The 25,789-nt window shown below is 72.1% G+C and carries 27 protein-coding genes; 12 read left to right on the top strand and 15 right to left on the bottom strand.

Annotated elements, in window-relative coordinates:
* Positions 1-58 precede the first annotated feature (58 nt).
* Positions 59-826 carry an SDR family oxidoreductase gene (locus RNB18_RS16760; RefSeq protein WP_311714867.1) on the top strand — a complete coding sequence of 256 codons (768 nt, stop codon included), beginning with the start codon at positions 59-61 and terminating at the stop codon, positions 824-826.
* 80 nt (positions 827-906) lie between these two features.
* Here RNB18_RS16760 and RNB18_RS16755 read toward each other — a convergent pair whose 3' ends face one another.
* The 4 genes from RNB18_RS16755 to RNB18_RS16740 all read right to left on the bottom strand — a co-directional run bounded on the left by RNB18_RS16755 (position 907) and on the right by RNB18_RS16740 (position 3,959).
* Entirely contained in the window at positions 907-1,275 is a 369-nt protein-coding gene (locus RNB18_RS16755) for a hypothetical protein (protein WP_280855678.1), read from the bottom strand.
* Positions 1,276-1,381: 106 nt separating this feature from the next.
* Positions 1,382-1,651 carry a DUF3040 domain-containing protein gene (locus RNB18_RS16750; protein ID WP_311714866.1) on the bottom strand — a complete coding sequence of 90 codons (270 nt, stop codon included), beginning with the start codon at positions 1,649-1,651 and terminating at the stop codon, positions 1,382-1,384.
* Between the two features lie 21 nt (positions 1,652-1,672).
* Positions 1,673-2,908, bottom strand: a complete 1,236-nt coding sequence (locus RNB18_RS16745) for a cation:proton antiporter (RefSeq protein ID WP_311714865.1) — start codon at positions 2,906-2,908, stop codon at positions 1,673-1,675.
* Between the two features lie 175 nt (positions 2,909-3,083).
* Positions 3,084-3,959: a hypothetical protein gene (locus RNB18_RS16740; RefSeq protein ID WP_311714864.1), complete on the bottom strand. Its 876-nt coding sequence runs from the start codon at positions 3,957-3,959 to the stop codon at positions 3,084-3,086.
* A gap of 263 nt (positions 3,960-4,222) precedes the next feature.
* Here RNB18_RS16740 and RNB18_RS16735 point away from each other — a divergent pair, with 263 nt between their 5' ends.
* Positions 4,223-6,304, top strand: a complete 2,082-nt coding sequence (locus RNB18_RS16735) for a SpoIIE family protein phosphatase (protein WP_311714863.1) — start codon at positions 4,223-4,225, stop codon at positions 6,302-6,304.
* A 330-nt stretch (positions 6,305-6,634) separates the two neighbouring features.
* Here the strand turns inward: RNB18_RS16735 and RNB18_RS16730 are convergent, their stop codons facing one another.
* Positions 6,635-7,882, bottom strand: coding sequence for an MFS transporter (locus RNB18_RS16730; RefSeq protein ID WP_311714862.1), 1,248 nt, complete (start codon positions 7,880-7,882; stop codon positions 6,635-6,637).
* A 133-nt stretch (positions 7,883-8,015) separates the two neighbouring features.
* Between RNB18_RS16730 and RNB18_RS16725 the strand changes: the two genes are divergently transcribed.
* Positions 8,016-8,942: a LysR family transcriptional regulator gene (locus RNB18_RS16725; protein WP_311714861.1), complete on the top strand. Its 927-nt coding sequence runs from the start codon at positions 8,016-8,018 to the stop codon at positions 8,940-8,942.
* Here the strand turns inward: RNB18_RS16725 and RNB18_RS16720 are convergent.
* Positions 8,939-9,730, bottom strand: coding sequence for a putative protein N(5)-glutamine methyltransferase (locus tag RNB18_RS16720; RefSeq protein WP_311714860.1), 792 nt, complete (start codon positions 9,728-9,730; stop codon positions 8,939-8,941). The two genes, RNB18_RS16725 and RNB18_RS16720, sit on opposite strands and share 4 nt — an antisense overlap.
* 256 nt (positions 9,731-9,986) lie before the next feature.
* Between RNB18_RS16720 and RNB18_RS16715 the strand changes: the two genes are divergently transcribed.
* Positions 9,987-10,376 (top strand): MarR family winged helix-turn-helix transcriptional regulator, encoded by a 390-nt coding sequence (locus RNB18_RS16715; protein ID WP_394817638.1) that lies wholly within the window; start codon positions 9,987-9,989, stop codon positions 10,374-10,376.
* 6 nt (positions 10,377-10,382) lie between these two features.
* Here the strand turns inward: RNB18_RS16715 and RNB18_RS16710 are convergent, their stop codons facing one another.
* Together RNB18_RS16710 and RNB18_RS16705 are read right to left on the bottom strand one after the other, a co-directional pair.
* On the bottom strand, positions 10,383-11,093 hold the full coding sequence (locus RNB18_RS16710; protein ID WP_311714858.1) for a GNAT family N-acetyltransferase: 711 nt from the start codon (positions 11,091-11,093) through the stop codon (positions 10,383-10,385).
* Complete coding sequence (locus RNB18_RS16705) at positions 11,090-12,016, bottom strand: quinone oxidoreductase family protein (RefSeq protein WP_311714857.1); 927 nt, start codon at positions 12,014-12,016, stop codon at positions 11,090-11,092. Before RNB18_RS16705 ends, RNB18_RS16710 begins: the two co-directional genes overlap by 4 nt.
* Positions 12,017-12,186: 170 nt before the next feature.
* On the opposite strand from RNB18_RS16705, the gene RNB18_RS16700 reads away from it, so the two are divergent.
* The 3 genes from RNB18_RS16700 (at position 12,187) to RNB18_RS16690 (ending at position 14,225) form a co-directional block, all read left to right on the top strand.
* A complete protein-coding gene (locus tag RNB18_RS16700; protein WP_311714856.1) occupies positions 12,187-12,792 on the top strand; it encodes a sulfite oxidase-like oxidoreductase in 606 nt (201 codons plus the stop codon).
* Complete coding sequence (locus RNB18_RS16695) at positions 12,785-13,540, top strand: ferredoxin reductase (RefSeq protein ID WP_311714855.1); 756 nt, start codon at positions 12,785-12,787, stop codon at positions 13,538-13,540. The genes RNB18_RS16700 and RNB18_RS16695 overlap by 8 nt, the downstream gene beginning before the upstream one ends.
* A gap of 100 nt (positions 13,541-13,640) precedes the next feature.
* Positions 13,641-14,225, top strand: a complete 585-nt coding sequence (locus RNB18_RS16690) for an Rv1733c family protein (RefSeq protein WP_311714854.1) — start codon at positions 13,641-13,643, stop codon at positions 14,223-14,225.
* 48 nt (positions 14,226-14,273) lie between these two features.
* On the opposite strand, the gene RNB18_RS16685 is transcribed toward RNB18_RS16690, so the two are convergent.
* Positions 14,274-15,632: an 8-oxoguanine deaminase gene (locus tag RNB18_RS16685; protein ID WP_311714853.1), complete on the bottom strand. Its 1,359-nt coding sequence runs from the start codon at positions 15,630-15,632 to the stop codon at positions 14,274-14,276.
* 105 nt (positions 15,633-15,737) lie between these two features.
* On the opposite strand from RNB18_RS16685, the gene RNB18_RS16680 reads away from it, so the two are divergent.
* Both RNB18_RS16680 and RNB18_RS16675 read left to right on the top strand, forming a co-directional pair.
* Positions 15,738-16,706, top strand: a complete 969-nt coding sequence (locus RNB18_RS16680) for an acetylxylan esterase (RefSeq protein WP_311714852.1) — start codon at positions 15,738-15,740, stop codon at positions 16,704-16,706.
* 100 nt (positions 16,707-16,806) lie between these two features.
* Complete coding sequence (locus RNB18_RS16675; RefSeq protein WP_311714851.1) at positions 16,807-17,973, top strand: serine hydrolase domain-containing protein; 1,167 nt, start codon at positions 16,807-16,809, stop codon at positions 17,971-17,973.
* A 21-nt stretch (positions 17,974-17,994) separates the two neighbouring features.
* Here the strand turns inward: RNB18_RS16675 and RNB18_RS16670 are convergent, their stop codons facing one another.
* Positions 17,995-18,759, bottom strand: coding sequence for a class I SAM-dependent methyltransferase (locus RNB18_RS16670; RefSeq protein WP_311714850.1), 765 nt, complete (start codon positions 18,757-18,759; stop codon positions 17,995-17,997).
* A 5-nt stretch (positions 18,760-18,764) separates the two neighbouring features.
* A complete protein-coding gene (locus tag RNB18_RS16665; protein WP_394817637.1) occupies positions 18,765-19,412 on the bottom strand; it encodes a PadR family transcriptional regulator in 648 nt (215 codons plus the stop codon).
* Here RNB18_RS16665 and RNB18_RS16660 point away from each other — a divergent pair.
* A complete protein-coding gene (locus RNB18_RS16660; protein WP_394817629.1) occupies positions 19,296-19,640 on the top strand; it encodes a nuclear transport factor 2 family protein in 345 nt (114 codons plus the stop codon). The two genes, RNB18_RS16665 and RNB18_RS16660, sit on opposite strands and share 117 nt — an antisense overlap.
* A 6-nt stretch (positions 19,641-19,646) precedes the next feature.
* Here RNB18_RS16660 and RNB18_RS16655 read toward each other — a convergent pair whose 3' ends face one another.
* Genes RNB18_RS16655 through RNB18_RS16640 form a run of 4 tightly spaced genes read right to left on the bottom strand, consistent with a single transcriptional unit; the run spans position 19,647 to position 23,363 of the window.
* Complete coding sequence (locus RNB18_RS16655; protein ID WP_311714848.1) at positions 19,647-21,086, bottom strand: MFS transporter; 1,440 nt, start codon at positions 21,084-21,086, stop codon at positions 19,647-19,649.
* Between the two features lie 50 nt (positions 21,087-21,136).
* Complete coding sequence (locus tag RNB18_RS16650; protein WP_311714847.1) at positions 21,137-22,366, bottom strand: RNA polymerase sigma factor; 1,230 nt, start codon at positions 22,364-22,366, stop codon at positions 21,137-21,139.
* Positions 22,363-22,704, bottom strand: a complete 342-nt coding sequence (locus RNB18_RS16645) for a YciI family protein (protein ID WP_311714846.1) — start codon at positions 22,702-22,704, stop codon at positions 22,363-22,365. The genes RNB18_RS16650 and RNB18_RS16645 overlap by 4 nt, the downstream gene beginning before the upstream one ends.
* Complete coding sequence (locus RNB18_RS16640) at positions 22,701-23,363, bottom strand: YciI family protein (protein ID WP_311714845.1); 663 nt, start codon at positions 23,361-23,363, stop codon at positions 22,701-22,703. Before RNB18_RS16640 ends, RNB18_RS16645 begins: the two co-directional genes overlap by 4 nt.
* A gap of 118 nt (positions 23,364-23,481) precedes the next feature.
* Here RNB18_RS16640 and RNB18_RS16635 point away from each other — a divergent pair, with 118 nt between their 5' ends.
* Positions 23,482-24,309, top strand: coding sequence for a class I SAM-dependent methyltransferase (locus RNB18_RS16635; RefSeq protein WP_311714844.1), 828 nt, complete (start codon positions 23,482-23,484; stop codon positions 24,307-24,309).
* Positions 24,310-24,549: 240 nt separating this feature from the next.
* Entirely contained in the window at positions 24,550-25,686 is a 1,137-nt protein-coding gene (rho, locus tag RNB18_RS16630; RefSeq protein ID WP_311714843.1) for a transcription termination factor Rho, read from the top strand.
* The last annotated feature ends 103 nt before the right edge of the window (positions 25,687-25,789 follow it).

Here is a 25,789-nt window from a genome sequence, read left to right as displayed (position 1 = left end):
CTCTCCTCGGGGTGATACGGCCTGGGCCCAGGTCAGGGCGGGCCCCACCGTTGACGGCATGACACACACCTGGAACCTCAACCACCGCGTCGCGGTCGTCACCGGGGCCACCAGCGGGATCGGCGCGGCCACCGCGAGGCGCCTCGCCGCCGGCGGAGCGAGCGTCGCGCTGCTGGGCCGCCGCGAGGACCGCCTCAAGGCACTCGCCGACGAGCTGCGCGCCACGGCCACCGGATCGGTCCTGCCCGTCGCCGTGGACCTGACGGACGCCGAGGCCGTCACGGCGGCGGCCGAAGCCGTCACCGGAGAGCTCGGTGCCGTCGACCTGGTCGTGGCCAACGCCGGCGTCATGCTCGGCGCCCCCTTCGAGCGGGCCGGGACCGACGAGTGGGATCGCATGATCGACGTCAACCTGCGCGGTCTGCTGCACACCTCCCGCGCCTTCACGGACGACCTCCTGGCAGCGGCCTCGCGCGGCGGCCCGGCGGACCTCGTCCACGTCGGCTCGGTGGGCGGGCATCTCCTCTTCCCCGACTGGTCCGTCTACTGCGCCACCAAGGCGGCCGTCGCCCACCTCACGCGCAATCTGCGCGCCGAACTCGGGCCGCGCGGCGTCCGCGTGAAGAACATCGAGCCCGGGGTCACCACCACCGAGCTGGGCGCGGGCATGCGGGACGACGAGACACGCGCGTCCTTGTCCCGCATGCGCACCGACCTCGAGCCCCTGACCGCGCCGGACATCGCCGAGGCCATCGCGTTCTCCGTCGCGGCCCCGCCGAACGTCAACGTCGCCGAGATGGTGGTGGTGCCGGTGCGGCAGGGCTGATCACACGGTGGCCGGTCGCGCCCGCGGGGTGCGGAGAGGGCGCGACCGGCCACCGGGCGCCGTAGAAAATCAACAACCCGTCAACGACTCTCGAGCCGCACATGCAGCTCCCGCTCCTGATCCCCCGACGCTGACGCGAGGTCCCGCACCGTGAACATCGAGTCCAACGTCGTCCGAAGCCTCTCGATGGCCCAGTAACCTCCCTGCGCATCGGCCTCGACAGAGGACGACAACGGTGCCGGCGGCGGGCATGAACGCGCTTCCGTCACTTCGAACGTCCCCAGCCACACCATCGGCCGCGACTCATGCAGCTGCTGCGGCACCTCGTCGGTACCCCGGTCCGACTCGAAGCACGCGGCCAGCGTGTCGAAGACGATCCGGGCGTCCTCCTTGCTGCAACCGCTGATCTCCAGGGAGACGGACTCCTCGTGCGCTCGCTCACGATCCATCGTGATCGCTCCTCTCGTGGCGATGACCGGACCGCCGGGTTCCCCGCGAACCGCGCCACACCCTCAGAAAAGCACCACCTTTCGCGGAGCACTACCGGCGGCGGGGTCAGCGAGGCGGGCGATCCCGGTGCGGGTCGAACAGCGGGACGGCGATACCGGCGAGCACCAGGCCCGCGGCCACGAGAATGCCCTCGGGCAGAGCCATTCCCGCGGCGAGGAGGGTCACGGCGACGCCGAGACTCCCCCAGGCGCGGGTGCGCCGGTACTCGCGGGGCCGGGCGGGGCGGCCCGACCCCAGTGCGCGGGCGAACCGTGGGTCGTCACGCTCCAGCCGTGCCGCGAGATCGACCAGGTGTTCGTCATCGGGCTGGCGCATGACTCCTCCTTCGCAGGGGCCCTACCGTTCGGCGTCAGCCCCCACCGCGACCGAAACCGGCTCCGGTGTGACGTCGTCCCCCTGCTCCCGGGCACGACGTGACCCCAGCACCCGGGCCAGCAGATGGGCCCGCCCCGCGGCCACCGGGCCGAGAACGGCCAGGACAAGGACATACCCGGCGATGAACGGCGCCAGACGTGCGTCGAGTCCCGCACTGGCCGCCATCGCGCCGAGGATCAGGGCGAACTCCCCCCGGGCCACAAGGGTCGTGGCGATGTCGGCCGCAGGGTGGGCGCCGTAGCCGTAGAGACGGGCGACGAGCAGGCCGGCGACGACGTTCATCACGACGGTCACGGCCGCCGCGGCGGCGACGGGTCCGGCGACGGACGTGACGACTCCGGGGTCGATGGACAGCCCGAAGGCGAAGAAGAAGATCGCGGCGAAGGCGTCGCGCAGCGGGTGCACCAGTCGGCGGATGCGGGGGCCGGAGGGCGTGCCGGCCAGGATCAGGCCCACCATGAAGGCGCCGATGGCGTCGGCGACACCGAGGACCTCTGAGACTCCGGCGACGAGGACCGCGGCGCCGAGGAAGCTGATGACCAGGAGTTCGTTGTCCCGGACATGGATCAGCCGGCCGATCCAGCGCGTCCCGTACCGGGCCGCGACGGCCAGCACCAGCAGGAACCCGAAGGCCTTGCCCGCTTGCAGGAGCACCTCCATCGGCCCGCGCGCGCCGCTGATGACCGGCTGGAGCGCGGCGAGGTAGAGCGCGAGGAAGATGTCCTCCACCACGATCACGCCGAGGATCAGCCGGGTCTCGGGACGGCCGATCCGCCCCAGGTCGATGAGGATCTTGGTGACGATCGCGGACGAGGAGATGCCGAGGACCCCGGCGAGCACCAGTGCCTCCCGGGTCCCCCAGCCCAGGGCGAACCCGAAGCCGAGACCGGCGCCGACGTTCGCCAGGAGGTAGATGCCGCCCGCGGCGAGCAGGCGCCTGCCGCCGGTGCGCAGGTCGTCGACGTGGAACTCCAGGCCCAGGTAGAACAGCAGCAGCACCAGGCCGAGCGCGGAGAGCATCTCGAAGTCGTGTGCGTCCTCGACGAGGACCAGGCCAGGGGTGTGCGGGCCGAGCAGGATCCCGGCGAGCATGAACAGCGGGATGGTCGGCAGTCCGATCCGGCCGCCGAGGCGGGCGAGGAACGCGGCGGCCAGGAAGGCGCCGCCCATGGCGAGCAGGGTGTCAGCGTGTCCCATGCTTCACCTCCCGCGAGGGCGCAGAAGGACGTGCGGGCTGTGCTTCACGGGGGTGGATGCGGGATCTCCCTTTGTCGGTCGGGGGTGTTCGTGTCACCGTCGCACCCGGCCGCGGGACCCCGCCATCGGTGCCGACCCTCATTTCCGCGAGGGCCGGCACCCGCCCGTGAGGGGCTCAACTCCTGGTGAAGCGGTACGTCTTGCTGTCCGTCAGCACACAGAAGCCCGGGGAGACGACGATCACCCGCAGGGTTCCGGTACGGCGGTCGTAGTCGATGCCCTCCGCCTCGAACTCGCCCGAGCAGGAGCTCCTGAGGGGCAGTTGACGCAGTGCCGTGACATGGCCGGTGACGTTCGCCGAACCGGTCGGTGCGGCGGACAGGTCGATCTGGAGGAGCGGCTTGGTGTAGCCGAAGAGCGTGCCCGCCGGGTCGTCGGAGGAGCACAGCAACTGGGTGGCGCTCAGGAAGTCGCAGCCCTGTACGTCGCGGACGGCGTGGTCGAGGGTGACGGTGGCCGCCTGCGGAAGGTTCGCCGAGGGCGAGGTGCTCCCGTTGACGCCGGGCGTGGGGAAGACCAGCAGGCGGGTCATGGTGCCCCACTCACCGGAGAGCATCCACTGTCCGTCGGGCGAGATCGCGGCCCAGGAGTTGTTGAGCGCCTCCCCGGAGCTGAGGGTGTGGACGTACTCGGACCAGGTGCCGTCCGGCGCCTGCACCCGGAACATCTTCGCGGTGCCGGAGTCGGCCTGGTAGGGCTCGATGTAGTGGCCGTCGTAGGAGGCGTCGGGGTCGCCCACGTGGTTCCAGCCGCGACTGGAGACGCCGATGGGGATGGTGCCGATGCCGGTGTACCGGTTGGCGGCTCCGGCGGGGACCTCGACCGAGGTCAGGCCCTGGCTCTCGGTGAGCGGGTTGGCCCGGTCGGAACCGCTCTCCGTCCAGGTATCGGCGGCGGAGGCCGGCGGAGCGGCGGCCAGGAGGGCCGTCGCGGTGAGGGTGACGAGGGCGGCGAGGAGCGCGTGACAACGCTGTCCGGCGCGCAGGGGCATGGAGGACTCCTGAGGCTCCTGGTGCGGGGGGTGAGGTGGGTCGGCGGACAGTCTGGCGCCCCCACGGCAGTCATGTACAGGCCAATCGAATGAATGAGCGGCTTTCGTCACCTCGTCGGACTTCACCGGACGCGCGCCCCCGTGTTGAGGGATGGTGGAAGAACACGACCGCGTGGTCACGGAGACGGTTGAGCGCGGTAGAACAAGGGGAGTCGGCACGGGGGTACGGCGTGCCGCGAGGACGGTCTAAGGCGGTTCGTGCAATGGGTGCAGCCGGAATACCCGCGGCCGAGGGCGCAGAGCCCCCGCGCGGGGCGGTACGGCCGAGCGGGCTGCTCGACGAGTTGGGCATGGCCTCGGTGGTGCTGGACGCCGAGGGGCGCATCGTGCTGTGGAGCCCGCAGGCCGAGGAGCTGTTCGGCTACACCGCGCGGGAGGCGCTGGGGCAGTACGCGGCGCATCTGATGATCCACGAACAGCATGCCGACCTGGTCGTCAAGCTGTTCGCCGACGTCATGGCGACCGGGCAGAGCTGGGCCGGCGCCTTCCCCGTCCGGCAGAAGGACGGCGGCACCAAGCTGGTCGAGTTCCGCAACATGCGGCTGCTGGACGACCACGGGGACGTCTACGCGCTGGGCCTGTGCGCCGACCAGCAGACCGTGCGCCGGCTGGAGCGGGACGTGGCGCTCTCGACGCGCATGGTCTCGCAGTCCCCGATCGGGCTGGCCGTGCTGGACACCGAGCTGCGGTACGTCTCGGTGAATCCGGCCCTGGAGCAGCTGAACGGTGTACCGGCCGAGGAACACGTCGGGCGGAAGATCGGCGAGGTCCTGCCCCATCTCGACGTGGCCGCCTTCGAGGCCGCCGCCCGCGAGGTGATGCGCACCGGCACACCGCTCGTCGACCAGCACACGGTCGGTTACACGCCCGCGGACCCGGACAGGGAGCACGCCTGGTCGGTCTCGCTGTACCGGCTCGAGGACGCGCTGGGGACCGTCCTGGGAGTGGCGGGCTCGGTGCTGGACGTCACCGAGCAGCATCTGGCGACCGTGGAGGCCGAGACGGCCCGGCGCCGTCTCGCGCTCGTCGCCGACGCCTCCGCCCGTATCGGAACCACCCTCGACCTGGACCGCACCGCCCGTGAGCTGGCCGACGTGGCCGTGCCGGAGCTCGCGGACGTGGCGGCCGTGGACCTGCTGGAGGCGGTGGTGCAGGGCAGACCCAGCACCCTCGGCCCCACCGAACCCGCCGTGATGCGTCCCCTGGCCGTCGACGCGGCCGGTGCCCCGGAGGTTCTGAGCGCGGCCGATCCGCCCGGGCAGGTCGCCCGTTACGCCCCCGAGCGCCTGGTCACCGAGTGCGTACGCACGGGAAGCCCGGTCCTGGTGGCGCAGGTCGGGCCCGACGACCTCGCCCGTATCGCCCGCTCACCGGAGGCGGCCACTCTGCTGGCCGAGGCCGGCGTGCACTCCTATCTGGCCGTACCGCTGATCGCGCGCGGTGAGGTGCTCGGCGCCCTCGACCTCAAGCGCGTCCACCATCCGGAGCCGTTCGGCGAGGACGACCTGCTGCTCGCGCGGGAGCTGGCGGCCCGCGCGGCGGTGCAGATCGACAACGCCCGCTGGTACCAGGACGCCCGCAACACCGCTCTCACCCTGCAGCGCAGTCTGCTGCCCAGCCATCCCTCCGTGACCGGCGGCCTGGAGGTCGCCTCCCGCTACCAGCCCGCGGGCGCCACGGCCGAGGTCGGCGGCGACTGGTTCGACGTGATCCCGCTGGGCGAGGGCAAGACCGCCCTCGTCGTGGGCGACGTGATGGGCAGCGGCATCACCGCCGCCGCGACCATGGGCCGGCTGCGCACCGCGACGAACACCCTGGCCTCCCTCGACCTCGACCCCGCCAAGCTCCTCGAACACCTCGACCGGATCACCGAGGACCTGGACCACTCCATCGCCACCTGTGTCTACGCCGTGCACGATCCGCGGCTCGGACAGTGCCGGATCGCCAACGCCGGGCACCTGCCTCCGGTACGGCTGCGCCCCGGCCGCCCGCCCGAGCTGCTCGAACTGCCCACGGGGGCGCCACTGGGCGTGGGCGGTGTCGCCTTCTCCACGACCACCGTCGATCTCGCACCCGGGGACCGGCTCGTCCTGTACACGGACGGTCTCGTCGAGACGCGGCAGCACCCGCTCGACGAGCGCCTGGACGCACTCCTCGACCTGCTCGACGGCCCCGACGGTCCACTGGAGGAGATCTGCGACCTGCTGCTGCGCACACTGCACCAGCCGGACAACTCCGACGACGTGGCGCTGCTGATCGCACGGGTGCAGACGCCTGTGGCCTGACGGGGTCTGCCGCCACCGGTACCGACAGGCGTCCTGGCCGCCGGCGGCACGGCCCATACGCCCCTCCGACGGTACGACTCCGGCGGCGGCGTCCTCGTCGCAGTCACCGGACGGCAGGGGACCGCGGTTCAGCGGGCACCGTCGAGGAGATCGACGGCGACCGGGTCACCGTGAAAAGCGATACCAGGGGGGCCGACGCGCTCGAGAAGGGCGCCACGGTGGGACCGGCAGGCTCACCGCGGTGACACCAGGACCGCCGCCCAGGGCTTCACCGGCACCTGGGAACGACCCTCCTCGGCGGGCCTCCCGGCACGGCAAGGGAGACCGGCGTCAGGCGGACCCGGCGGAGGAACGCAGGGCGTCCTGGCCCGCCTCGGGCACGGCGGCGGGTCGTCGGGGCAGCAGGAGCGGGGTGGCCAGCAGGAGCAGACCGGCCAGCGCGATCGCTTCACGGGTTCCGGTGAAGGTGGCCAGCAGACCCCACAGGGCGGTCAGGGCCGCGGTGGTCAGCTTGCCGGTGACCGACCAGGCGGAGAGGGTGCGGACCACCCGGTCCGTCGGCGTCGTCTCCAGCCGGAAGGTGGTGAACACCGGGTTGAAGACCGCGCAAGAGGTGATCACCCCGAGCTCGACGGCCATCACGAGCAGCAGCCCGGCGGTACCGGGACCGACGAAGGCCAGGCCGAGCGGCCAGCACGCGCGCAGGACGCCCGAGGTGAGCAGGACACGGTGCCGTCCGTAACGGGCGACCAAGGGGCGCGCGATCCGTGAGCCGAGCAGGCCCCCGAGACAGGGCACCGAGAAGGCGAGGGCGTACTGCCAGGGGGCGAAGCCCAGCGGGCCGAGCATGAGGACGGTCAGCAGCGGCACCGGCACCATGATCAGGGCGTTGACCAGGACCGTGTTGAAGAACAGCGGACGCAGGACGGGACTGGCCAGGATGTATCGCCAGCCCTCCAGGAGGGACCCCTTCGCCGCCCCGGCGGGCACGGGCCGTGGCTCGCCGCCACCGATCGCCCGGATCCCCAGTGCGGAGAGCAGATAGCTGACGGCGTCGGCCAGCAGGGTCGTCACAGGACCGAAGAGTCCGATGGCGGCACCGCCGAGGGGAGGCCCGATCACGATGGTGGTCCAGTTCGTGGCCTCGAACCGCCCGTTGGCGATCAACAGGTCGTCCCCGCCGACGAGGGACTTGAGGAAGGCTCCCGAGGCGGCGCCGAAGGTGATGTCGGCGGCCGCCACGACCACCGACACGGCCAGCAGCTGCACGAACCCGAGCACACCGAGCGCGTATGCGACGGGCACGCTCAGCAGGGCGGCGAACCGGACGAGGTCCATCGCGACCATCACCGGTCTCTTACGGCGGAACTCCACCCAGGGTCCGAGCGGCACCGCCACCGCGGCCCCGACCGCGAGCCCCGCGGCCGCCAGCGCGGACACCGCAGCAGGGCCGGCGTGCAGCACCAGGACGGCGATCAGTGGGAAGGCGCCGAACGACAACGAGGTGCCCAGCGCACTGACCGTGTAGGCCGCCCACAGCCACCCGAACCGCCGCCCCAGCGACCGCCTCCCGCCCACTCCCGAAACCCCCTCGTCGACAACCTCATGTTGACCGACGCCATCCAACCGAGTGCCGGGTCCGCAGATCAAACAACCACGGCACCGACGGCCCACAACCTGTGGTTGTGCCATGACGGTCTAGCCTTCCGGCATGGATCTCGACGCCGTACGCACCTTTGTCGCAGTGGCGGACGCGGGGCGGTTCCAGGAGGCCGCCGACCGGCTGGCGGTCACTCAGCAGGCCGTGTCGAAGCGGGTCGCCGCGCTGGAGAAGGACCTCGGCGCGCGGCTGTTCACCCGCACCCCGCGCGGTGCCCGCCTCACCATCGACGGACAGGCGTTCCTGCCCCACGCCCGCGAACTGCTCCGGGCCGCGGAACGGGCGGCCGCTTCGGTACGGCCGGGCAGCCGGGCCCTGCGCGTAGACGTGATCGGCCGCCGCCTCGCGCCGGCCGAACTGCTGCGCGCCTTCCACCGCACGCACCCCGGCATCGAACTCGACGTCGTCACCCTCTTCGACGCCGACGCTGCCGTCGACGCGCTCCGGTCCGGCACGATCGACGCCACCTTCCGGGCTGTCCCGCATTCCGCGGGGCAGTCGACCGACGGTATCGAGTCCGTACGGGTCTACGACGAGCCGGTCCAACTGCTCACCGGCCCCGACCACGCGCTCGCGGGAGCCCGCTCGGTGGAACTTTCCAGACTGGCCGGGCACCGCATCTGGATGCCCGGCCTGGTCACCGGAACCGAGTGGGGTACCTACTACGACGACCTCGCCGCCGCCTTCGGCCTCACCATCGAGGTCACCGGCCCCGACTTCGGCACCGACCCCCTTCTCGACACCATCGCCGACTCCCCGGCCCTGGCGACCCTCGTCGGCGAGCTGACCCGTCTGGTCTGGCCGTCGGACCAGGACCTGCGCCGCATCCCGGTGCACAGGCCCACGCCGGTCTATCCCCACTCCCTGATCTGGCGCGCCGACAACCCCCACCCGGCACTCGCCGCCCTCCGGGCACACCTGCACGCCACCCGGCCCGAACCGCCGGGCGTGGGGACGTGGGCTCCTGGCTGGGCCTAGGCCCTGGTGCCGATCACGACGTGGGCGTAGAGCGCCTCGGAGACCGCGAGGCGGGGTGTCAGGCCGCTGCGGGTGAAGGCGTCGACGGCGGCGGAGGCCTGCCGTTCGCTCGTCTCGACGAGGAGGCAGCCGCCGCGGGCGAGCCAATGAGGGGCCTCGGTGGCGACGCGGCGCAGGATGTCCAGTCCGTCCGCACCGCCGTCGAGGGCGACCAAGGGCTCGTGGTCGCGGGCCTCGGTGGGGAGGAGGGCGACCTCGTCGCTGGGGACGTAGGGGACGTTGGCCGCGAGGATGTCCACCCGGCCGCGCAGGTCGGCGGGGAGGGCGTCGAAGAGGTCGCCGGTGTGGGCCCGGCCGCCCGCGTCGGCGGTGTTGCGGCGGGCGCAGTCCACCGCGGCCGGGTCGATGTCGGCGGCGTGCAGCTCGACCGGGCCCAGCGCGGCGGCGAGCGCGGCGCCGACCGCACCGGAGCCGCAGCACAGGTCCACGACGACCGAGGCGCCCGGCACCTGGGCGAGGGCCTGTTCGACGAGGAACTCGGTGCGACGGCGGGGCACGAAGACGCCGGGGCCCACGGTGATCCGCAGTCCGCGGAACTCCGCCCAGCCGACGACGAGTTCGAGAGGGTGGCCGGTGACCCGGCGGTCCACCATGCCGACCAGTTCGTCGGGGGTGCGGGCGGCGGCGAGGATCAGCCGTGCCTCGTCCTCGGCGAAGACACAGCCCGCGGTGCGGAGTGCGGCGACGACGGAGTCGGCAGAGGTGAAGCGGGGAGAGAGTGAAGGCATGGAAGCCGAGAGCCTTTCGGAAGCCGAAGGGTGCTCCCGCGGTCACCTACGGGCGGTGATCCGCGCCGATTCGAGGTGAGAGCACCCGATCTGACACAGCGTCGATGGGTCTCACCTCCTTGGTCCCGCACGACTGGGACCGCCCTCAGCCGGAGCGCCACCCTACCCCAGAACGACACGAGTTGTATTCTGCAACCAGTACTGCGAGGGAGGTCCGGTGGAAGCAGCAACGGCCGTGGAGACGATCCAGCGCGAGATGACGGTCTTCGCGCGACGGGCCCGGGCCTCGGCGGGCCGGCTGCATCCCGAGCTGTCGCTGGTGTCGTACACGCTCCTCGGGCATCTGGAGGAGCGCGACGGCTGCCGCGCCACCGACCTGGCCGCCCACTACGCCCTGGACAAGTCCACGGTGAGCCGCCAGGTCGCCGCGTTGGAGCGGGCCGGCCTCGTCGAACGGCGCCAGGACCCGGAGGACCACCGGGTCCAGGTACTGCATCTGACCGAGGCGGGCCGGCACATCCTGGGCCAGGTCACCGTGAGCCGCCGCGCTGCCGTCGGCGAGCGGCTCGCGGACTGGACGCCGGAGGACCTGGAGCGGTTCGCCAGGTACCTGGTGCGTTACAACGCCTGGCCGCGGTCCGACTGACGGTGACTAGGACACCGCCTCCGGCAACCGCTCGGGCACCCGTGCGGCGAGGAAGGCGGTGGTGCGCCGGAGCCGGAAGCCGAGGGACTCGTAGAGCCGGATGGCACCGGTGTTCTTCGCGCCCGTGTGCAGGAAGGGGGTCTCGCCGCGCTCGCGTATGCCGTGCGCGACGGCGAGGATCAGCCGGGTCGCAAGGCCCTGACCGCGGACGGCGGCGTCGGTGCAGACCGCGCTGATCTCGGTCCAGCCCGGCGGGTGCAGCCGTTCCCCCGCCATCGCGACGAGGGCGCCGTCCCGGCGTATGCCCAGGTAGGTGCCCATCTCTATGGTGCGGGGCAGGAAGGGTCCCGGCCGGGTCCGTTCGATCAGGTCGAGGATCTCGGGGACGTCGGCGGGGCCGAGTCGGACCGCCTCCGGGTCGGGTGCGGTGGTGAGGCCGTCGTCCACCAGCTGCACGCCCTCGACGTGGAACGTGATCTCCCAGCCCTCCGGGAGTTGTCCCGCGTAAGCCGTCAGCGGTACCTCTGCGCCGGGGCCCGCGAGCGCCGCGAGGTCGGCCCAGTCGCCGGCATCGGGCGCGTCGGGCAGGGCCAGCCACGGCGAGACGTCGACCGGGTAACGGAGGACACGGCCGCGCTTCTCGGCGAAGTGGGCGTGCGGGCCGGTCAGGGAGGCGAGGGCGGGGTTGTCGAGGACGTGCGGGGCGCCGGCGGTCATCGGGCGACCTCGATGACCGTCTTGCCGCGGGCGTGGCCGTCCTCGACCGCACGCAGCGCCTCGCCGGCGCGCTCGAGGGGAAACGTTCCGGTGACGTGCGGGTCCAGGTCGCCCTTGAGCACGAGTCGCGCCAGCTCCTCCAGTACGGCCGCGTTGCGGGCCCGCGTCACGCGGGTACCACCCAGCCGCCGCACGTCCTCCTCCGGGGCGCCGGCGGTGATCAGCCTCGTCCGGTCGGTGAGCAACTCGGCGGCCTCGGCGAGCACTTCGCCGCCGACGAGGTCGTACACCCCGTCGATGCCGTCCGGCGCGGCCGCCCGGGCCCGCTCGGTCCAGGCCGGCCCGGAGGAGACGTGGTCGGCGCCGAGCGACTCGACGAAGTCCTTCTTGCCCTCGCTCGCGACGCCGACCACGCGGAGTCCGAAGGCACGGGCGATCTGCACGGCCGCCGCGCCGACTCCCCCGCCCGCGCCGGTCACCAGCAGTGTCGCGCCCGGGGGCAGATCGAGCTGGCGGACGCCGTCGTAGGCGGTCGCGGCGGCGACGGGCAGGGTGGCGGCGGCCACGTGGGACAGTGCGGCGGGCTTGTGCGCGGCGATGTCGACCGGCACCAGGGTGTACTCGGCGTAGCCCCCGCTGAGCGTGTTCCCGAAGACCTCGTCCCCGACCGTGAACCCCTCGACACCCTCGCCGAGTTCCGCCACGACACCGGAGACCTCGCTGCCGAGCACCGCGGGGAAGGCGCGGTCACCGCTGTCGCCGGGTCGCCGGTAGCCCGAGCGGATCTTCCAGTCCACGGGGTTCACGCCCGCCGCACGGACGGCCACCAGGAGCTGACCGGGCCCGGGACTCGGCCGGTCCACGTCCACGAACGACTCGGTCTCCGGTCCGCCGTACCGCGTGAAGACGTACGCCTTCGGCATCTGCTTCCTCGCTCTCCTCGCACTGTCACCGGGACACCGGCCCGGCACTCCAGCGCCAAGGAGCGGCGCGCGACGGCTATTCCCGGCCCCGAGCAGTGTTCATACGGCCGCAATGATCGGGGCACTGACCTGGGACGGAGGCCGCCCGGCGACAGCGTACGGTTTATGGCATGAACGTCACCCGAGGCTTCACCGGACGCCCTCGCGTCCACAACACCGGGCTCCCACCGGGCCAGTACGACGCGGGCGACGACTGGCCCGTGCTCTCCGCCGAGGTCACGCCGGACCTGTCGCCCGCCGACTGGACGTTCCGGGTGGACGGACTGGTCGAACAGCCGCGCACCTGGGACTGGGACGAGGCGCACACGCTGCCCGCGTCGGCCTACGAGGGTGACATCCACTGTGTGACGAGCTGGTCGAAGTTCGGGGTGCGGTTCGCGGGTGTGTCACTGGACGCGTTCCTGGCTGTGGTGCGGCCCCATGGGTCCGCCACCCATGCCGTCGCGTACTCGCACACCGGGTACACCACGAACCTGCCGCTCGCGGACCTGACCGGCGGACGGGCGTGGATCGCGTGGGAGTACGACGGGAAGCCGCTGCCTTCCGAACACGGCGGGCCGGCCCGGCTGCTGGTGCCGCACCTGTACTTCTGGAAGAGCGCCAAGTGGGTCGCGGGGCTGACGCTGCTGGATCACGACGAGCCGGGTTTCTGGGAGCAGAACGGCTATCACGCGCGGGGCAACCCGTGGGAGGAGCAGCGGTACTCCGGTGACTGAGATCTTCGCCCCCGTCACGCGGTTCGCGGTGCCAGGACGTATCGCGGTGAGCAACCGTGCCGCCGCCGAGTGGCAGACCGCCACGCTCACCGAGGTCCGCCGCGAGACCCCGTACGCCTCCACGTTCCGTTTCGCGGTGCCCGCCTGGCAGGGACATCTGCCCGGCCAGCATCTGATGCTGAGGCTGACCGCCGAGGACGGCTACACGGCCCAGCGCCACTACTCGATCGCCTCCCCGCCGGAGGACTCCGGGCACATCGAGCTGACCTTGGACCATGTCGAGGGCGGTGAGGTCTCGGGGTGGTTCCACACGGTCGCGAAGCCCGGTGACGAGGTCGAGGTACGCGGTCCGCTCAGCGGGTTCTTCGCCTGGCCCGGTGACCTGCCCGCGCTGCTGATCGGGGCCGGCTCCGGTGTCGTACCGCTGATGTCGATGGTGCGACACCACCGGGCACGCGGGCTGTCCGTGCCACTGCGGCTGCTGGTGTCGGCGCGCAGCCCGGAAGAACTCATCTACGCGCGGGAGTTCGGCGCCGAGACCACGCCTGTGTTCACACGGAGCGCTCCCCCTGGGGTGCCGGTGGGACGTATGGCGGCCGCACATGTCGCGCCGCTCCTGGCTGCGCAGCCCGAGGGTGGGTGGGAGGCTTATGTGTGTGGATCCAACGCGTTCGCCGAGCACGCCTCGCGGCTGCTGGTGGAGGCCGGTCAGCCGGTGGACCGTATCCGGATCGAGCGCTTCGGCTGACGGTGGTGCGTATGTGCGCTCCGCCACAAGTGAACGACGCGGATGGAGGGGTACTACATCTGTGTGACCACTCGCAGGCGGGCGTGGTGCGGAGGTCGACATGCGAACCCGGGTGCGCGGCTGGCGCTGGCGGCGTAATCCGCTCAGGCGCCGGTCTGATGTTGTCGAGGCGTGGACGGTGCTGGCCGTCGCAGCTCTGATGCTGCTGGGTGCGCCACTGGTGGGCGCGGTCGTGGGCTGGTGGGCGCATGGCGACGCCCGTGCGGTGGCGGTCACGCAGCGCTCCGAACGCCACCGGGTCCGCGCGGAGGTCGTCGGCAGGGTCCCGGACTCGCTGCCCACGGTCCAGGGCGGCCGGGAGCGCTCCTACCGGGTGACCGTGCGCTGGACGGAGGCCGGGGGCGCCGCGAAGACGGCCACCGCCCGGGTCCCGTCGGGTACCGACCAGGGCGAGAAGGTCGACGTGTGGTTCGACTCCCGGGGCCGGAGCGTGGCCCCGCCGCCGGACGAGACCGCGGTCTGGCAGCACACGGTGACGATGGGTGCCTGTGGCGCGGGCGCCGCGATCGCCGTGATCCTCCTCGGCCACTCACTCGTCCGCGGTGCGGCGGCCCGCCACCGGCTCGCCGAGTGGGAACGGGACTGGGCTCTCACCGAACCACTGTGGACCCACCGCCGCGCCTGACCGAGCGGCCTGGGCCCGCTCCCGACGCCCCTCTCCAGGCAGGTGCGCCTACGCCCGCTGCTGCATCCGGCGCGCGATGGTCCCGTGTGTGCGCAGTGCGTCCGTCAGCCCCGGCAGCACCGGTTCGCCCCGGTCCACGAGGGTGCGTCCGCCGACCACCGTGGTCCAGGCGCGGGCCGGACCGCAGCGCAGCCACGCCTCCACCGGGTCGGTGAGCGCGCCCGCGAGCGCCACCTCGTGCAGGTCCCAGACGACCAGGTCGGCGCAGGCCCCCGGACGCAGGTGACCGATCTCGTCCGCGCGGCCCAGACAACGGGCCGAGCCCCTGGTCGCGAGGTCCAGCGCGTCGCGCGCGGTCATCGCGCCGGGCCCGCCCCGGTAACGGCCGAGCAGCAGCGCTCCCCTGGTCTCCATCCAGAGCGAGGCGTGGTCGGTGGAGGCCGAACCGTCGCAGCCGATACCCACCGGCATCCCGAGCTCGCGCATCTCCGCCACCCGCGCGGTCCCTCCGCCGATGAGCATGTTGGAGCTCGGACAGTGGGCGACGCCGACGCCCGCGGCCGCGAGGCGGCGCAGCTCGGCGTCGTTCGGGTAGATGCAGTGCGCGACCCAGGTGCGGTCGCTCATCCAACCGGTCTCCTCGAAGTACTCGACGGGCCGGCAGCCGTACGTCTCGAGGCAGTAGTTGTCCTCGTCGCGGTCCTCGGCGAGGTGGGTGTGCAGCCGGACGTCGTAGCGCTCCGCGAGTTCGGCGGTCGCCGTCATCAGCTCTTTGGTGACGGAGAACGGGGAGCAGGGAGCGAGGGCGACCCTGATGAGCGCGCCCGGCGAGGCGTCGTGGTGCGCCTTGATGAGTCGCTCACTGTCGGCGAGGACCTCCTCCTCGGTCTGGGTGACGCTCCGCGGCGGGAGCCCGCCGTCCTCCACCGAGCGGGTCATCGAACCCCTCGTCGCATGAAAGCGGAAGCCGATGTCCCGGGCGGCGCGGATCTCCGCGTCGACGAGGTGGGGGCGCGGATGGACGTAGAGATGGTCCGAGGACGACGTACAGCCACCCATGAGCAGCTCGGCCATGCCGACGTACGCCGAGACGTAGGAGGCTTCCTCGTCGAGAGCGGCCCACAGGGGGTAGAGGGTGGTCAGCCAGTCGAAGAGGGAGCCGTTCACGGCGGGGGCGTAGGAGCGGGTGAGGTTCTGGTAGATGTGGTGGTGCGTGTTGACCAGGCCCGGGGTGACGAGGCGGCCGGCCGCCGAGAGGACCGTCCGGGCCTCGGGTTCGGTGCCCGCGCTGCCGACGGCGGTGACCCGACCATTCGCAACGGCCAGCCAGCCGCCGGCGATCTCCCGCTCGCCGTCCACGACCAGCAGTCCGGCGTCCTTGACCAGCAGGTCCACGGCTGTCGACATGGCGTCATGGTAGCCAGCCGACACGGCAAAGGCCTGGCGAGTCGTCCGACCACGCACGTACGGTGTGATCATCCGGCACTGTCCCTTTCGCAAAGGCGGTCCTACATGGCCCTGTTCGACCTCCCCATCGACGAGCTGCGCGAGTACCGCAGCGAGTCCACCGAGCCCGAGGACTTCGACGCGTTCTGGTCCAAGACCCTTCAGGAGGCCCGCGAGTTCGATCTGAACGCCCGCTTCGACCTCGTCGACACCGGCCTGACCACGGTCAAGGTGTACGACGTGACGTTCGCCGGGTTCGGCGGCCACCCGGTCAAGGGCTGGTTCACGATCCCCGCCGAGGTCTCCGCCCCGGTGCCGGTGGTCGTGGAGTTCATCGGCTACGGCGGCGGGCGCGGACTGCCGCACGAGCATCTGCTGTGGGCGTCGACGGGCCGGGCGCACTTCGTGATGGACACCCGTGGTCAGGGCAGTGCCTGGGGCGGCGGTGGCGGCACCGCGGACCCGGTGGCCGGCGCTCCCGCATACCCCGGGTTCATGACGCGAGGCATCGACGCGCCCGAGAACTACTACTACCGCCGGGTGTTCACGGACGCGGTGCGTGCGGTGGAGGCGGCCCGTTCGCACCCGCTGACCGACCCGGCGCGCACGGTCGTGCTCGGCGGCAGCCAGGGCGGGGGGATCTCGATCGCGGTCGGCGGCCTGGTCCCCGATCTGGCGGCGGTCGCCCCGGACGTGCCGTTCCTGTGCGACTTCCCGCGCGCGGCGACCGTGACGGACCGTCATCCGTACCGGGAGATCGGCCTCTACCTCAAGACGCACCGCGGCCGCTCCGAAGACGTCCTCGGCACCCTCGCCTACTTCGACGGCGTGCACTTCGCGAGCCGCGGCCGTGCGCCGGCGCTCTTCTCGGCGGCCCTGGAGGACCAGACCTGCCCGCCCTCCACCGTCTTCGCGGCCTTCAACGCCTGGGGCCACGACGACAAGGCCATCGAGGTCTACGACTTCAACGACCATGAAGGCGGCGGCCCCTACCAGGAGGCAGCGAAGCTGGGCTGGCTGCGCTCGTACGCCTGAGTCCTGCCGGAAATCTTCCCTCCAGTCCGACCAGTCGGTATGTTCGGGAGACCCGGATCGCAGTGTCGCGGTCCGGGCTTCCGGCGACGACGGAGGGCCCATGTCCGAGCACCAGCCACCTGTCCACGGCCACTGTGACGCGCGCTTCACGGCAGTGCGCACGGCGTTCGAGGAGAACTTCCGGGACCGTGCCGAGCTGGGCGCCGCGGTGAGCGTCATGGTCGGCGGCGAGACGGTCGTGGACCTGTGGGGCGGCTGGGCCGACGCGGCACGCACCCGCCCCTGGGAGCGCGACACGCTGGTCAACGTGTGGTCGACGACGAAGGGCCCGACGGCCCTGTGCGCCCACATCCTCGCCGACCGGGGCCTGCTCGACTTCGACGCCCCGGTGGCCGCCTACTGGCCGGAGTTCGCCGCCGGGGGCAAGGAGAAGGTCCTGGTACGGCACCTGCTGTCGCACCGGGCCGGGCTGGCCGGGCTGCGCGCACCCCACTCACTCGCCGAGCTCTTCGACTGGGAGCTGACGACGGAGCGGCTCGCGGCGATGGAGCCCTGGTGGGAGCCGGGCACGGTGTCCGGGTATCACGCGTTCACGTACGGCTTCCTGGTCGGGGAGGTCGTCCGGCGGGTCTCGGGGCTGTTGCCGGGCGCCTTCCTGGAGCGGGAGGTGACGGGGCCGCTCGGCATCGACTTCACCATCGGGCTGCCGGAGAAGGAGGCCGGGCGGGCCGCCGAGCTGGTGCATCCGCCGGCCGCGTCGGCAAGCGAACAGGCCGCGATCTTCGCCCAGTTGGCGCCCGCGGCGATCGCCGCGCTGGCCAACCCCATGGTGGGGGCCGGTGAGGCGAACACACCCGAGTGGCGAGCCGCGGAGATCCCCGCCGCGAACGGCCACGGCACCGCCCGGGCCGTCACCGCGCTCTACGGGATCTTCGCGGGCCGCGGTGCCCATGACGGCCACCGGGTCCTGTCCCCCGAGGCCGCCGAGCGGGTCCGCGAGAGCCAGGGCAGGTGCCGCGACCTGGTGCTGGGCGCGGGCCTCGACAGCGAGACGGAGCTCGGGCTCGGCCTGTGGCTCAGCGGACCGAACGGCTCGTACGGGCCGAATCCGCGGGCCTTCGGACATGACGGCTTCGGCGGATCGTGCGGCCTGGCCGATCCGGAGGCGGGAGTCTCCCTGGGCTATGTGATGAACCGGATGGGTCCTCACATAGCCGACGATCCCCGGAAGATGGCGCTGATCGACGCCTTGTACAGCGTGCTGTGACGGCGGGGCATCCGCGAGGGTTCACGACGGTCCGGACAAGGTGGACGTCCGGACCGCCTGGACCGGACGCTTCGCCACGACCATCCGGACCCGTGGGCTGCCGTCCCGGCGCACGCCGAACTCGGGCAGGGCGTACAGCTCCACCCGCAGGCCGGCCCCTTCCAGTTCCCGTCGTACGTCCCCGAGCCGGAAGTCCCGGTAGTACATGACGAACGGCGGCCGCCAGAGGGCGTTGCGCACCCGCATCGCGGCGTCGAAACCGAGGAGCGTCCAGTAGGCGGGAGACGACGGGCGGGGCGGGGCGACGACCGGGAAGGCGAACGTGCCGCCCGGCCGGAGCACCTCGCTGGCCTGGGCGAACAGGCCGGGCAGTTCGGCCGGCAGGAAGTGGCCGAAGGCCCCGAAGCTCACGACGAGGTCGAAGGAGGCGGGGGCGAACGGCAGGGCGCGTGCGTCACACCGCACCCAGGACACGCGCGGCCCCCCGGACCGCGTCCGCTTCCGGGCCACGTCGAGCATCCCGGCGCTGAAGTCGACCCCGGTCACGCTCTCCCGGCAGACCCGTGTCAGCACCCGGGCTCCGGCGCCGGTACCGCAGCACAGGTCGAGCCCGGCGTCGAAGGGGCCCATGCGGCGGAGCGCGGACGCGACCGCGTCCAGCACCGAGTCCGGCGTACGGAAGGGGGTGTGGTCGAACTTGGGGGCGAGCAGGTCGTAGCCGCGCTCGACGGACGACAGCGCCTGGACGGCGAGTTCACGGAGGCTGGGGCCTTCTGGGCTGAACATCCGCGTCAGCTTAGGGGAGCGCGGCGTTTCAGAATGGCAAGAGCGCGCTCGCACCAGCGGATGATGTCCGTTTCGAGGGTGATTCCGCCCATGAGCGTGAGGTAGGGGCCGATCCGCTCGGCCTCCGCGAGATAGCGCTCTTCGGTCCGGCCGTCCAGGAGCCGCTCCCGTACGCGCTCGTAGCGGGCGAGTTTTCCGCGCGCCCAGGACATGCGCTCCTCGACCAGCGCCCGGGTGGCCTCGGGATCGACGCCGTCCATGGCCTGGATCTTGATCAGGAACTCGTCACGGAGGGCGGCCGGTCTGCGGGGCGGTTCGGCGGCGAACGCGCTCAGCTCGCGTCGGCCGGTCTCGGTGAGGGTGAACAGCCGCTTGTTGGGCCTGCGTTCCTGCTGCACCACGCGGGCCTCGATCAGCCCGTCCCGCGCCAGTCGTTCCAGTTCGCGGTAGAGCTGCTGAGGTGTCGCGGGCCAGAAGTTCGCCAGCGAGCGTTCCGAGAAGCCGTCGAAGCGGGCGACCTCGACGCCGTGGAGGCCTTGCTGGCCGAGGACGTGGTCTTCACGAGTCCGGTGGTGTTCAAGCCGTACGACGGCAGGGCCATCACGGCGGCGATCCTGGGCGCTGTCGTCAAGGTCTTCGAGGACTTCCGCTATGTGAGCGAGCTGAGCAGCGAGGACGGTCGCGACCACGCGCTGGTCTTCGCGACCCGGGTCGGCGAACGGGCGCTGGACGGCTGCGACTTCATCCACCTCGACGAGAGCGGCCTGATCGACCGGCTGATGGTGATGGTCCGTCCGCTGTCGGGCGCGCAGGCCCTGGCGGCGGCGATGGGGGCACGGTTCGAGCAGATCGCGAAGGAGGCGGAGGCACGTGCCCGGTGAAGGCGATCACGAACGCACTCGACGGCGCGTGACCGCGGCTTTCGGCAGTGGCTCCGCAGTGCTGCTCCGCGGCGCGCGCAGCAGCACCGACGCGCAGCCGATGCCGGCCACCGCGAGCGCGACACACGCGGTGAACGCCGCCTGATGGCCCGCCGTCAGGGCCGTGAGCCGCTCGGTGCCGACGGTGTGCGACACGCTCGCGGAGGTGACGACGGCGACCCCGAAAGCCCCGCCGATCTGGAACGCGGCCGTCTGGATGCCGGAGGCGACTCCCGAGTCCCGCTCGCCGACGCCGGTCAGAGCGGCGATGGACCCGGCGACCGCGCAGGCCCCGACGCCCGGTCCGAAGAGCAGCAGCGCGGGGAGCAGGTCGCGCAGGAAGCCGCCGTCCACCGGCACCCCGGCCAGCAGCAGTGCGGCGAGTGCGCACAGCGTCAGTCCGCCCACGGCGACCGGGCGGGCGCCGATCCGGGTGACCAGGGCCTGTCCGGCATACGACCCGGCGACCGCGCCCAGTGGCATCACCACGTTGGCGAGGCCGAAGCGCAGCGGCGACCAGCCGAGGACGCCCTGGCCGTACTGGGACAGGGTGTACGACATCCCGAAGGCGGTGGCGCCGAGCAGGAAGACGACCAGGTTGGCGCCGCTCACCGTCCGGGAACGCAGCAGGCGCAGGGGGACGAGCGGGGCCGCGGTCCTGGACTCGGTACGCAGGAAGACGAGGGCGAGGACGACGGCGAGGGCCAGCAGGCCGGTCGTCCGCGACGACAGCCATCCGGCGCGGGGTGCCTCGACGACGGCGTACACACAGGCGACCAGGGCTCCGGTGGCGGTGAGGGCGCCGATCGGGTCGAAGGAGCGGGTGCGCGCCTCGGTGCGGCTCTCGCGCAGCAGCAGCGGGCTCAGGGCCAGCAGGGCCAGGGCGACGGGTGCGTTGAGGAAGAAGACCCACTGCCAGCCGAGGACGTCGGTGAGGGGGCCGCCGATCAGCAGGGCGGCGGTGGCGCCGAAGCCGCCGCTGCCGGACCACAGGGCGAGGGCCTTGTTGCGCTCGGGGCCCTCCTCGAAGGTGTTCAGCAGGATCGACAGCGCGGTGGGCGCCATGACAGCGGCCGAGACGCCCTGCACCGCACGCGCGGCGACCAGAACAGCCGCCGTACCGGCGAACCCGCACAGCAGCGAGGAGAGCCCGAACAGCAGCGTGCCGGTCATGAAGACCCGGCGGCGGCCCAGCAGGTCCGCGACCCGGCCGCCGAGCAGCAGCAGTCCGCCGAAGCTGAGCAGGTAGGCACTCATCACCCATTGCGCGCCGCTCGCGGAGAACCCGAGGCCGTCGGCGATCGACGGCAGGGCCAGGACGACGATCTGCGCGTCCAGGATCACCATGAAACCGGCGACACAGAGCAGACAAAGGGCGTACCAGCGGCGGGAGTCGGCGGCGGTCATGGGGGCCTCCGGTGTCTCGGGGTTGCCTTCACCCCACCGACGAACGGCGGCTAAGCGGATCGACACTCCCCGAGACGTTTTTCGAGGAAGCGCCGCTCGGCGTCGTTCTCCACCAGCTCCAGGGCCCGCTCGTACGCCTGCGCCGCCTCGGTCGTACGGCCGCTGCGGCGCAGCAGGTCGGCGCGCGTGGCCGGAAGCAGGTGGTAGCCGCTCAGCTCACCCTCCTGTTCCAGTTCCGCGACCAGCGCCAGTCCCGCGTCCATGCCCTCTGCCATGCCGACGGCCACCGCGCGGTTGAGGCGGACCACGGGCGAGGGCACGAAGCGGACCAGCTCGCCGTAGAGAGCCGCGATGTCGGCCCAGTCGGTGTCCTCGGCCGTGGCGGCGGTGGTGTGACAGGCGGCGATGGCGGCCTGGATCTGGTACGGCCCGGGACGGCCGCGGCGCAGCGCGGTCTCCAGCAGGGCGGCGCCCTCGTCGACCTCGGCGCGGTCCCAGGCGGTGCGGTCCTGGTCCTCCAGCGTCACCAGTTCGCCGTCCGCGTCCACACGGGTCTCGCGGCGGGCGTCGTGCAGGAGCAGCAGCGCGAGCAGACCGAGGGCCTCGGGTTCGTCGGGCATCAGCCGGGCCAGCACGCGGGCCAGCCGGATCGCCTCCGCGCAGAGGTTCCGCCGTACGAGATCGGCCCCCGAGGTGGCCGCGTATCCCTCGTTGAACAGCAGATAGAGCACGCCGAGCACGCCGGTCGTGCGCTCGGGCAGGAGGTGGGCGGGCGGTACGCGGTAGGGGATGCCGGCGTTGCGGATCTTCTTCTTGGCGCGCACCAGGCGCTGGGCCATCGTCGCCTCGGGGACGAGGAAGGCGCGGGCGATCTCCGGTGTGGTCAGGCCCGCGAGGGTGCGCAGGGTCAGGGCGACCCGGGCCTCGATGTGCAGCGCGGGGTGGCAGCAGGTGAAGATCAGCCGCAACCGGTCGTCCTGGACACCGCTGTCGTCGTACGGCTCCTCGGGTGCTGTGAGCATCGCCGCCTCCCGTAGTTTCCGTGCCCCGACCGCCTCCCGGCGCAGTACGTCCATGGCCCGGTGGCGGGCGGTCGTGGTGAGCCAGGCGCCGGGGCGGCGCGGGACGCCGTCGCGCCGCCACCGGTCGAGGGCCTGGGCGAAGGCGTCCTGCGCGCACTCCTCGGCGAGGTCCCAGTCGCCGGTCACCCGGATCAGGGTGGCGACGACCTGGCCCCACTCCTCCTGGAAGGCGGCGGCGACCGCCTCTTCAGCCGTCACTCCCACACTGGCCGTACTTCCACCGAGCCGCCCCCGAGCGCCGCCGGATGCCGGGACGCCAGGGAGATCGCCTCGTCCAGGTCGGCGACCTCGATGATGTCGATGCCGGCGATGTACTCCTTGGACTCGATGAACGGCCCGTCGGTGAGCAGGACCTCGTCGCCCTGGACGCGCACGGTGGTGGCGTCGGAGGCGGGACGCAGACGGGCGCCGCCCTTGACGACGTCGCGGCTGCGGACCTCCTCGATGTAGGAGGTGAAGCGGGGGTCTTCGGCGATCTCGGCGGGGCTCAGTTCCGCGCCGCCGACGGGGGTGCAGATCAGCAGGGCGTACTTCATGACGTGGCCTCCGTGACGTGTTCGTGGACGATCAGCCAGCGCGGTCCGACGTTGCGGTAGCCGGTGGTGACGCGCAGCAGGTTTCCGTCGGTGCGGACGAGGGCGTGGCCGAACGCGATGCTCTCGTCGACGTGGACCCGGAACTCCAGCACCTCGCGGGTGACCGGTCCCATCGCCTCCCAGGCCTTGCGGAGCGCCTCGACGCCCCTGCGGTGTCGGCCGTTCTCCACGACCTCCGCGTCCCGCGCGTAGCAGGCGACCACCCGCTCGACGTCCCCCGCGCGCGCCGCGTCCGTCAGTTCGGTGTCGAGCCGGCGGATCTCCCCCTCGGCATCCTCGTCCTCCCAGAACGGGCGCACCTCCATGGCGCCGATCGTGGCCACGGGGTGCTTCGCGGCCGCCTCGACGGCCTCCTCCAGGCTGTCGCACTCCAGGATGTCGAAGCCGGCGACGTACTCCTTGGTCTCCGCGAACGGCCCGTCGGTGCGCAGCACTTCACCGCCGCGCACCCGCACGGTGACCGCGTCGGCGGGCAGCGCGAGCCGGTGCCCGTGCTGCCGTACGCCACGGTCCCCGAGTTCCTCGACCCAGGGTTCTACGGGGGCCATGCCCGAGGCGTCGTTGGTGTCGTCGCCGCAGACGAGCAGCATGTACTTCATGGATTCCTCCCGGTCCTCATGAGCTTCCTACACCCACCCGACGAACGGGACCGACCCGAATCGACACTCGACGCGCACGAAAAGTGAGGGGCACGCGTACGGCTGGTTGGATGGTGCCATGACGTCCGACGAGCACGCGCGGCTGATGCGGGCCAACCAGGCCAACTGGGACGCCCGCACCCCCGTCCACCTCGCCAGCCGGTTCTACGGCCTCGACCAGGACCTCGATCCCGAGCGCTGGTTCGCCGCCTTCGAGTGGGAGGACCTCGGCGACCTCACCGGCCGAGACGTGCTCCACCTCCAGTGCCATCTCGGCACGGAGACTCTCGCACTGGCCCGCCGTGGCGCCAGCGCGGTGGGGCTCGACTTCTCGGAGGCGTCGGTGGCGGCCGCGACCGCCGTCGCGGCGCGGGCGGGTGTGGCCGTCGAGTACGTGCAGGCGAACGTCTACGACGCCGTCGAGGCGTTGGGCGGGCGGCGCTTCGACGTCGTCTACACCGGTAAGGGCGCCCTGTGTTACCTCCCCGACCTCGAGCGATGGGCAGGCGTGATCGCCCAACTGCTGCGTCCGGGCGGCCTGTTGTACGTGGTCGAGTTCCATCCGCTGCTCAACTCGCTGGGCCCGAAGCCCGCCCCGGGCGAGGGACCCGAGTTGCTGCTGCGCCACGACTACCTGGGTGGCGAGGGGCCCGTGCACCGGGACGCGACCCACACCTACACCGACGGCCCGCCCGTCGAGGGGGCCACCGAAAGCTACGAGTGGATGCACGGAATAGGTGAGGTCCTGGGCGCGTTGACGGGGGCGGGTCTGAGTGTCCGGCGGCTCCGGGAGAGCGAGGAGCTGCCGTGGCCGCGCTGGCCTCACATGAACCGCACGCCGTCCGGCTGGTGGCGGCTTCCCGAGCCGCGGATCCCGCTTCTCTACGGACTTCTGGCCCACCGCTGACCGTCGCGTGCTACGCTGCCGACAGCACTTGTGTACGCCCTGTTGTGGGCGCCGGTGCCAGTTCCTCCTCAGTTCGCCGGTCGATGTACCGGCTTCTCCTCACCACCTCGTGATCAGTGGCCCTGCCACACCCGAGGTGCTGTTTCCCGCCGCCGAAGGCGCTGTCCGCCTTCCCTCTCGCGGCTTCCCCCTTTCCTTCCGCATGTCCCATGCCTTCCGTCCTCGAAAGGACCGACCACCATGACCACCACTCTCGAACACCCTCCAATCCAGCAGCAGCCCCCGGTCCGCGCCGTCACCGGCGTCCTCGACATCGACGCGGGCGGGAAGGGCCACCTGCGCGCCGCCGGCCTGCTGCCCTCGCCCACCGACCTCCAGGTCTCCCCCGCGCTGATCCGCAGGTTCGGCCTGCGCAAGGGGGATCTCGTCGACGGGGTGCGCGGCACCCAGCGCGCCCTCACCGAGGTCGCCCGGGTCAACGGCCGCACGCCCGGCACCAACCGCCGGGCCTTCCGCGACCTGACTCCGCTGCATCCGCGCGAGCGGATCCGTCTCGAACACCCGGCGTCCGGCCTGACCGGGCGGGTCGCCGACCTGATCGCACCCGTCGGCAAGGGTCAGCGCGGGCTGATCGTGGCCCCGCCCAAGACCGGCAAGACCGTACTGCTTCAGCAGATCGCGGCCGCCGTCGCCGGCAACCACCCCGAGTGCCGCCTGATGGTGGTACTGCTCGACGAACGCCCCGAGGAAGTCACCGACATGCGGCGCTCCGTGCGCGGCGAGGTGTACGCCTCGACGTTCGACCGCACGCCCAAGGAGCACATCGCGCTCGCCGAGCTGGTGATCGAACGGGCCAAGCGGCTCGTCGAGGCCGGCGAGGACGTCGTGATCCTGCTCGACTCCCTGACCAGGCTGTGCCGGGCCCACAACAACGCGGCCCCCGGCAACGGCCGCACCCTCAGCGGGGGCGTCGACGCCACGGCGCTGATCGGGCCGAAGAAGTTCTTCGGCGCCGCCCGGCTCGCCGAGGAGGGCGGCTCGCTCACCATCCTCGCCACCGCCCTGGTGGAGACCGGCTCGCGCGCCGACGACTTCTACTTCGAGGAGCTCAAGAGCACCGGCAACATGGAGCTCCGGCTGGACCGCGAGCTCGCCTCCCGGCGCGTCTTCCCGGCCGTCGCCATCAACCCCTCCGGCACCCGCCGCGAGGAACTCCTGCTGCCTACGGCCGAGTTGGCGACCGTGCACGGTCTGCGCCGGGCGCTGCAGAGCCGGGACGGCCAGGCCAACCTGGAGACCCTCCTGGAACGCATGCGCGAGACGGCGGACAACGCGACCTTCCTGCGCCGGATCCAGCCGACGCTGCCCGCCGGCTAGCCCGCGCCCTCCGCGACACGCCGGCGGTGTGCGGCATCCGGGTGCTCGCGGGCGCCCCACGGCCCGGCCAGCGCGATGCAGGGCCGGTCCGTTCCTAGCTTTG

Origin of the sequence: Streptomyces doebereineriae (assembly GCF_031845645.1) — a bacterium.
Classification (GTDB): domain Bacteria; phylum Actinomycetota; class Actinomycetes; order Streptomycetales; family Streptomycetaceae; genus Streptomyces; species Streptomyces canus.
The sequence above is the reverse complement of the archived record's forward strand: the minus strand, read 5'-3'. Positions and strand labels throughout refer to the sequence as shown.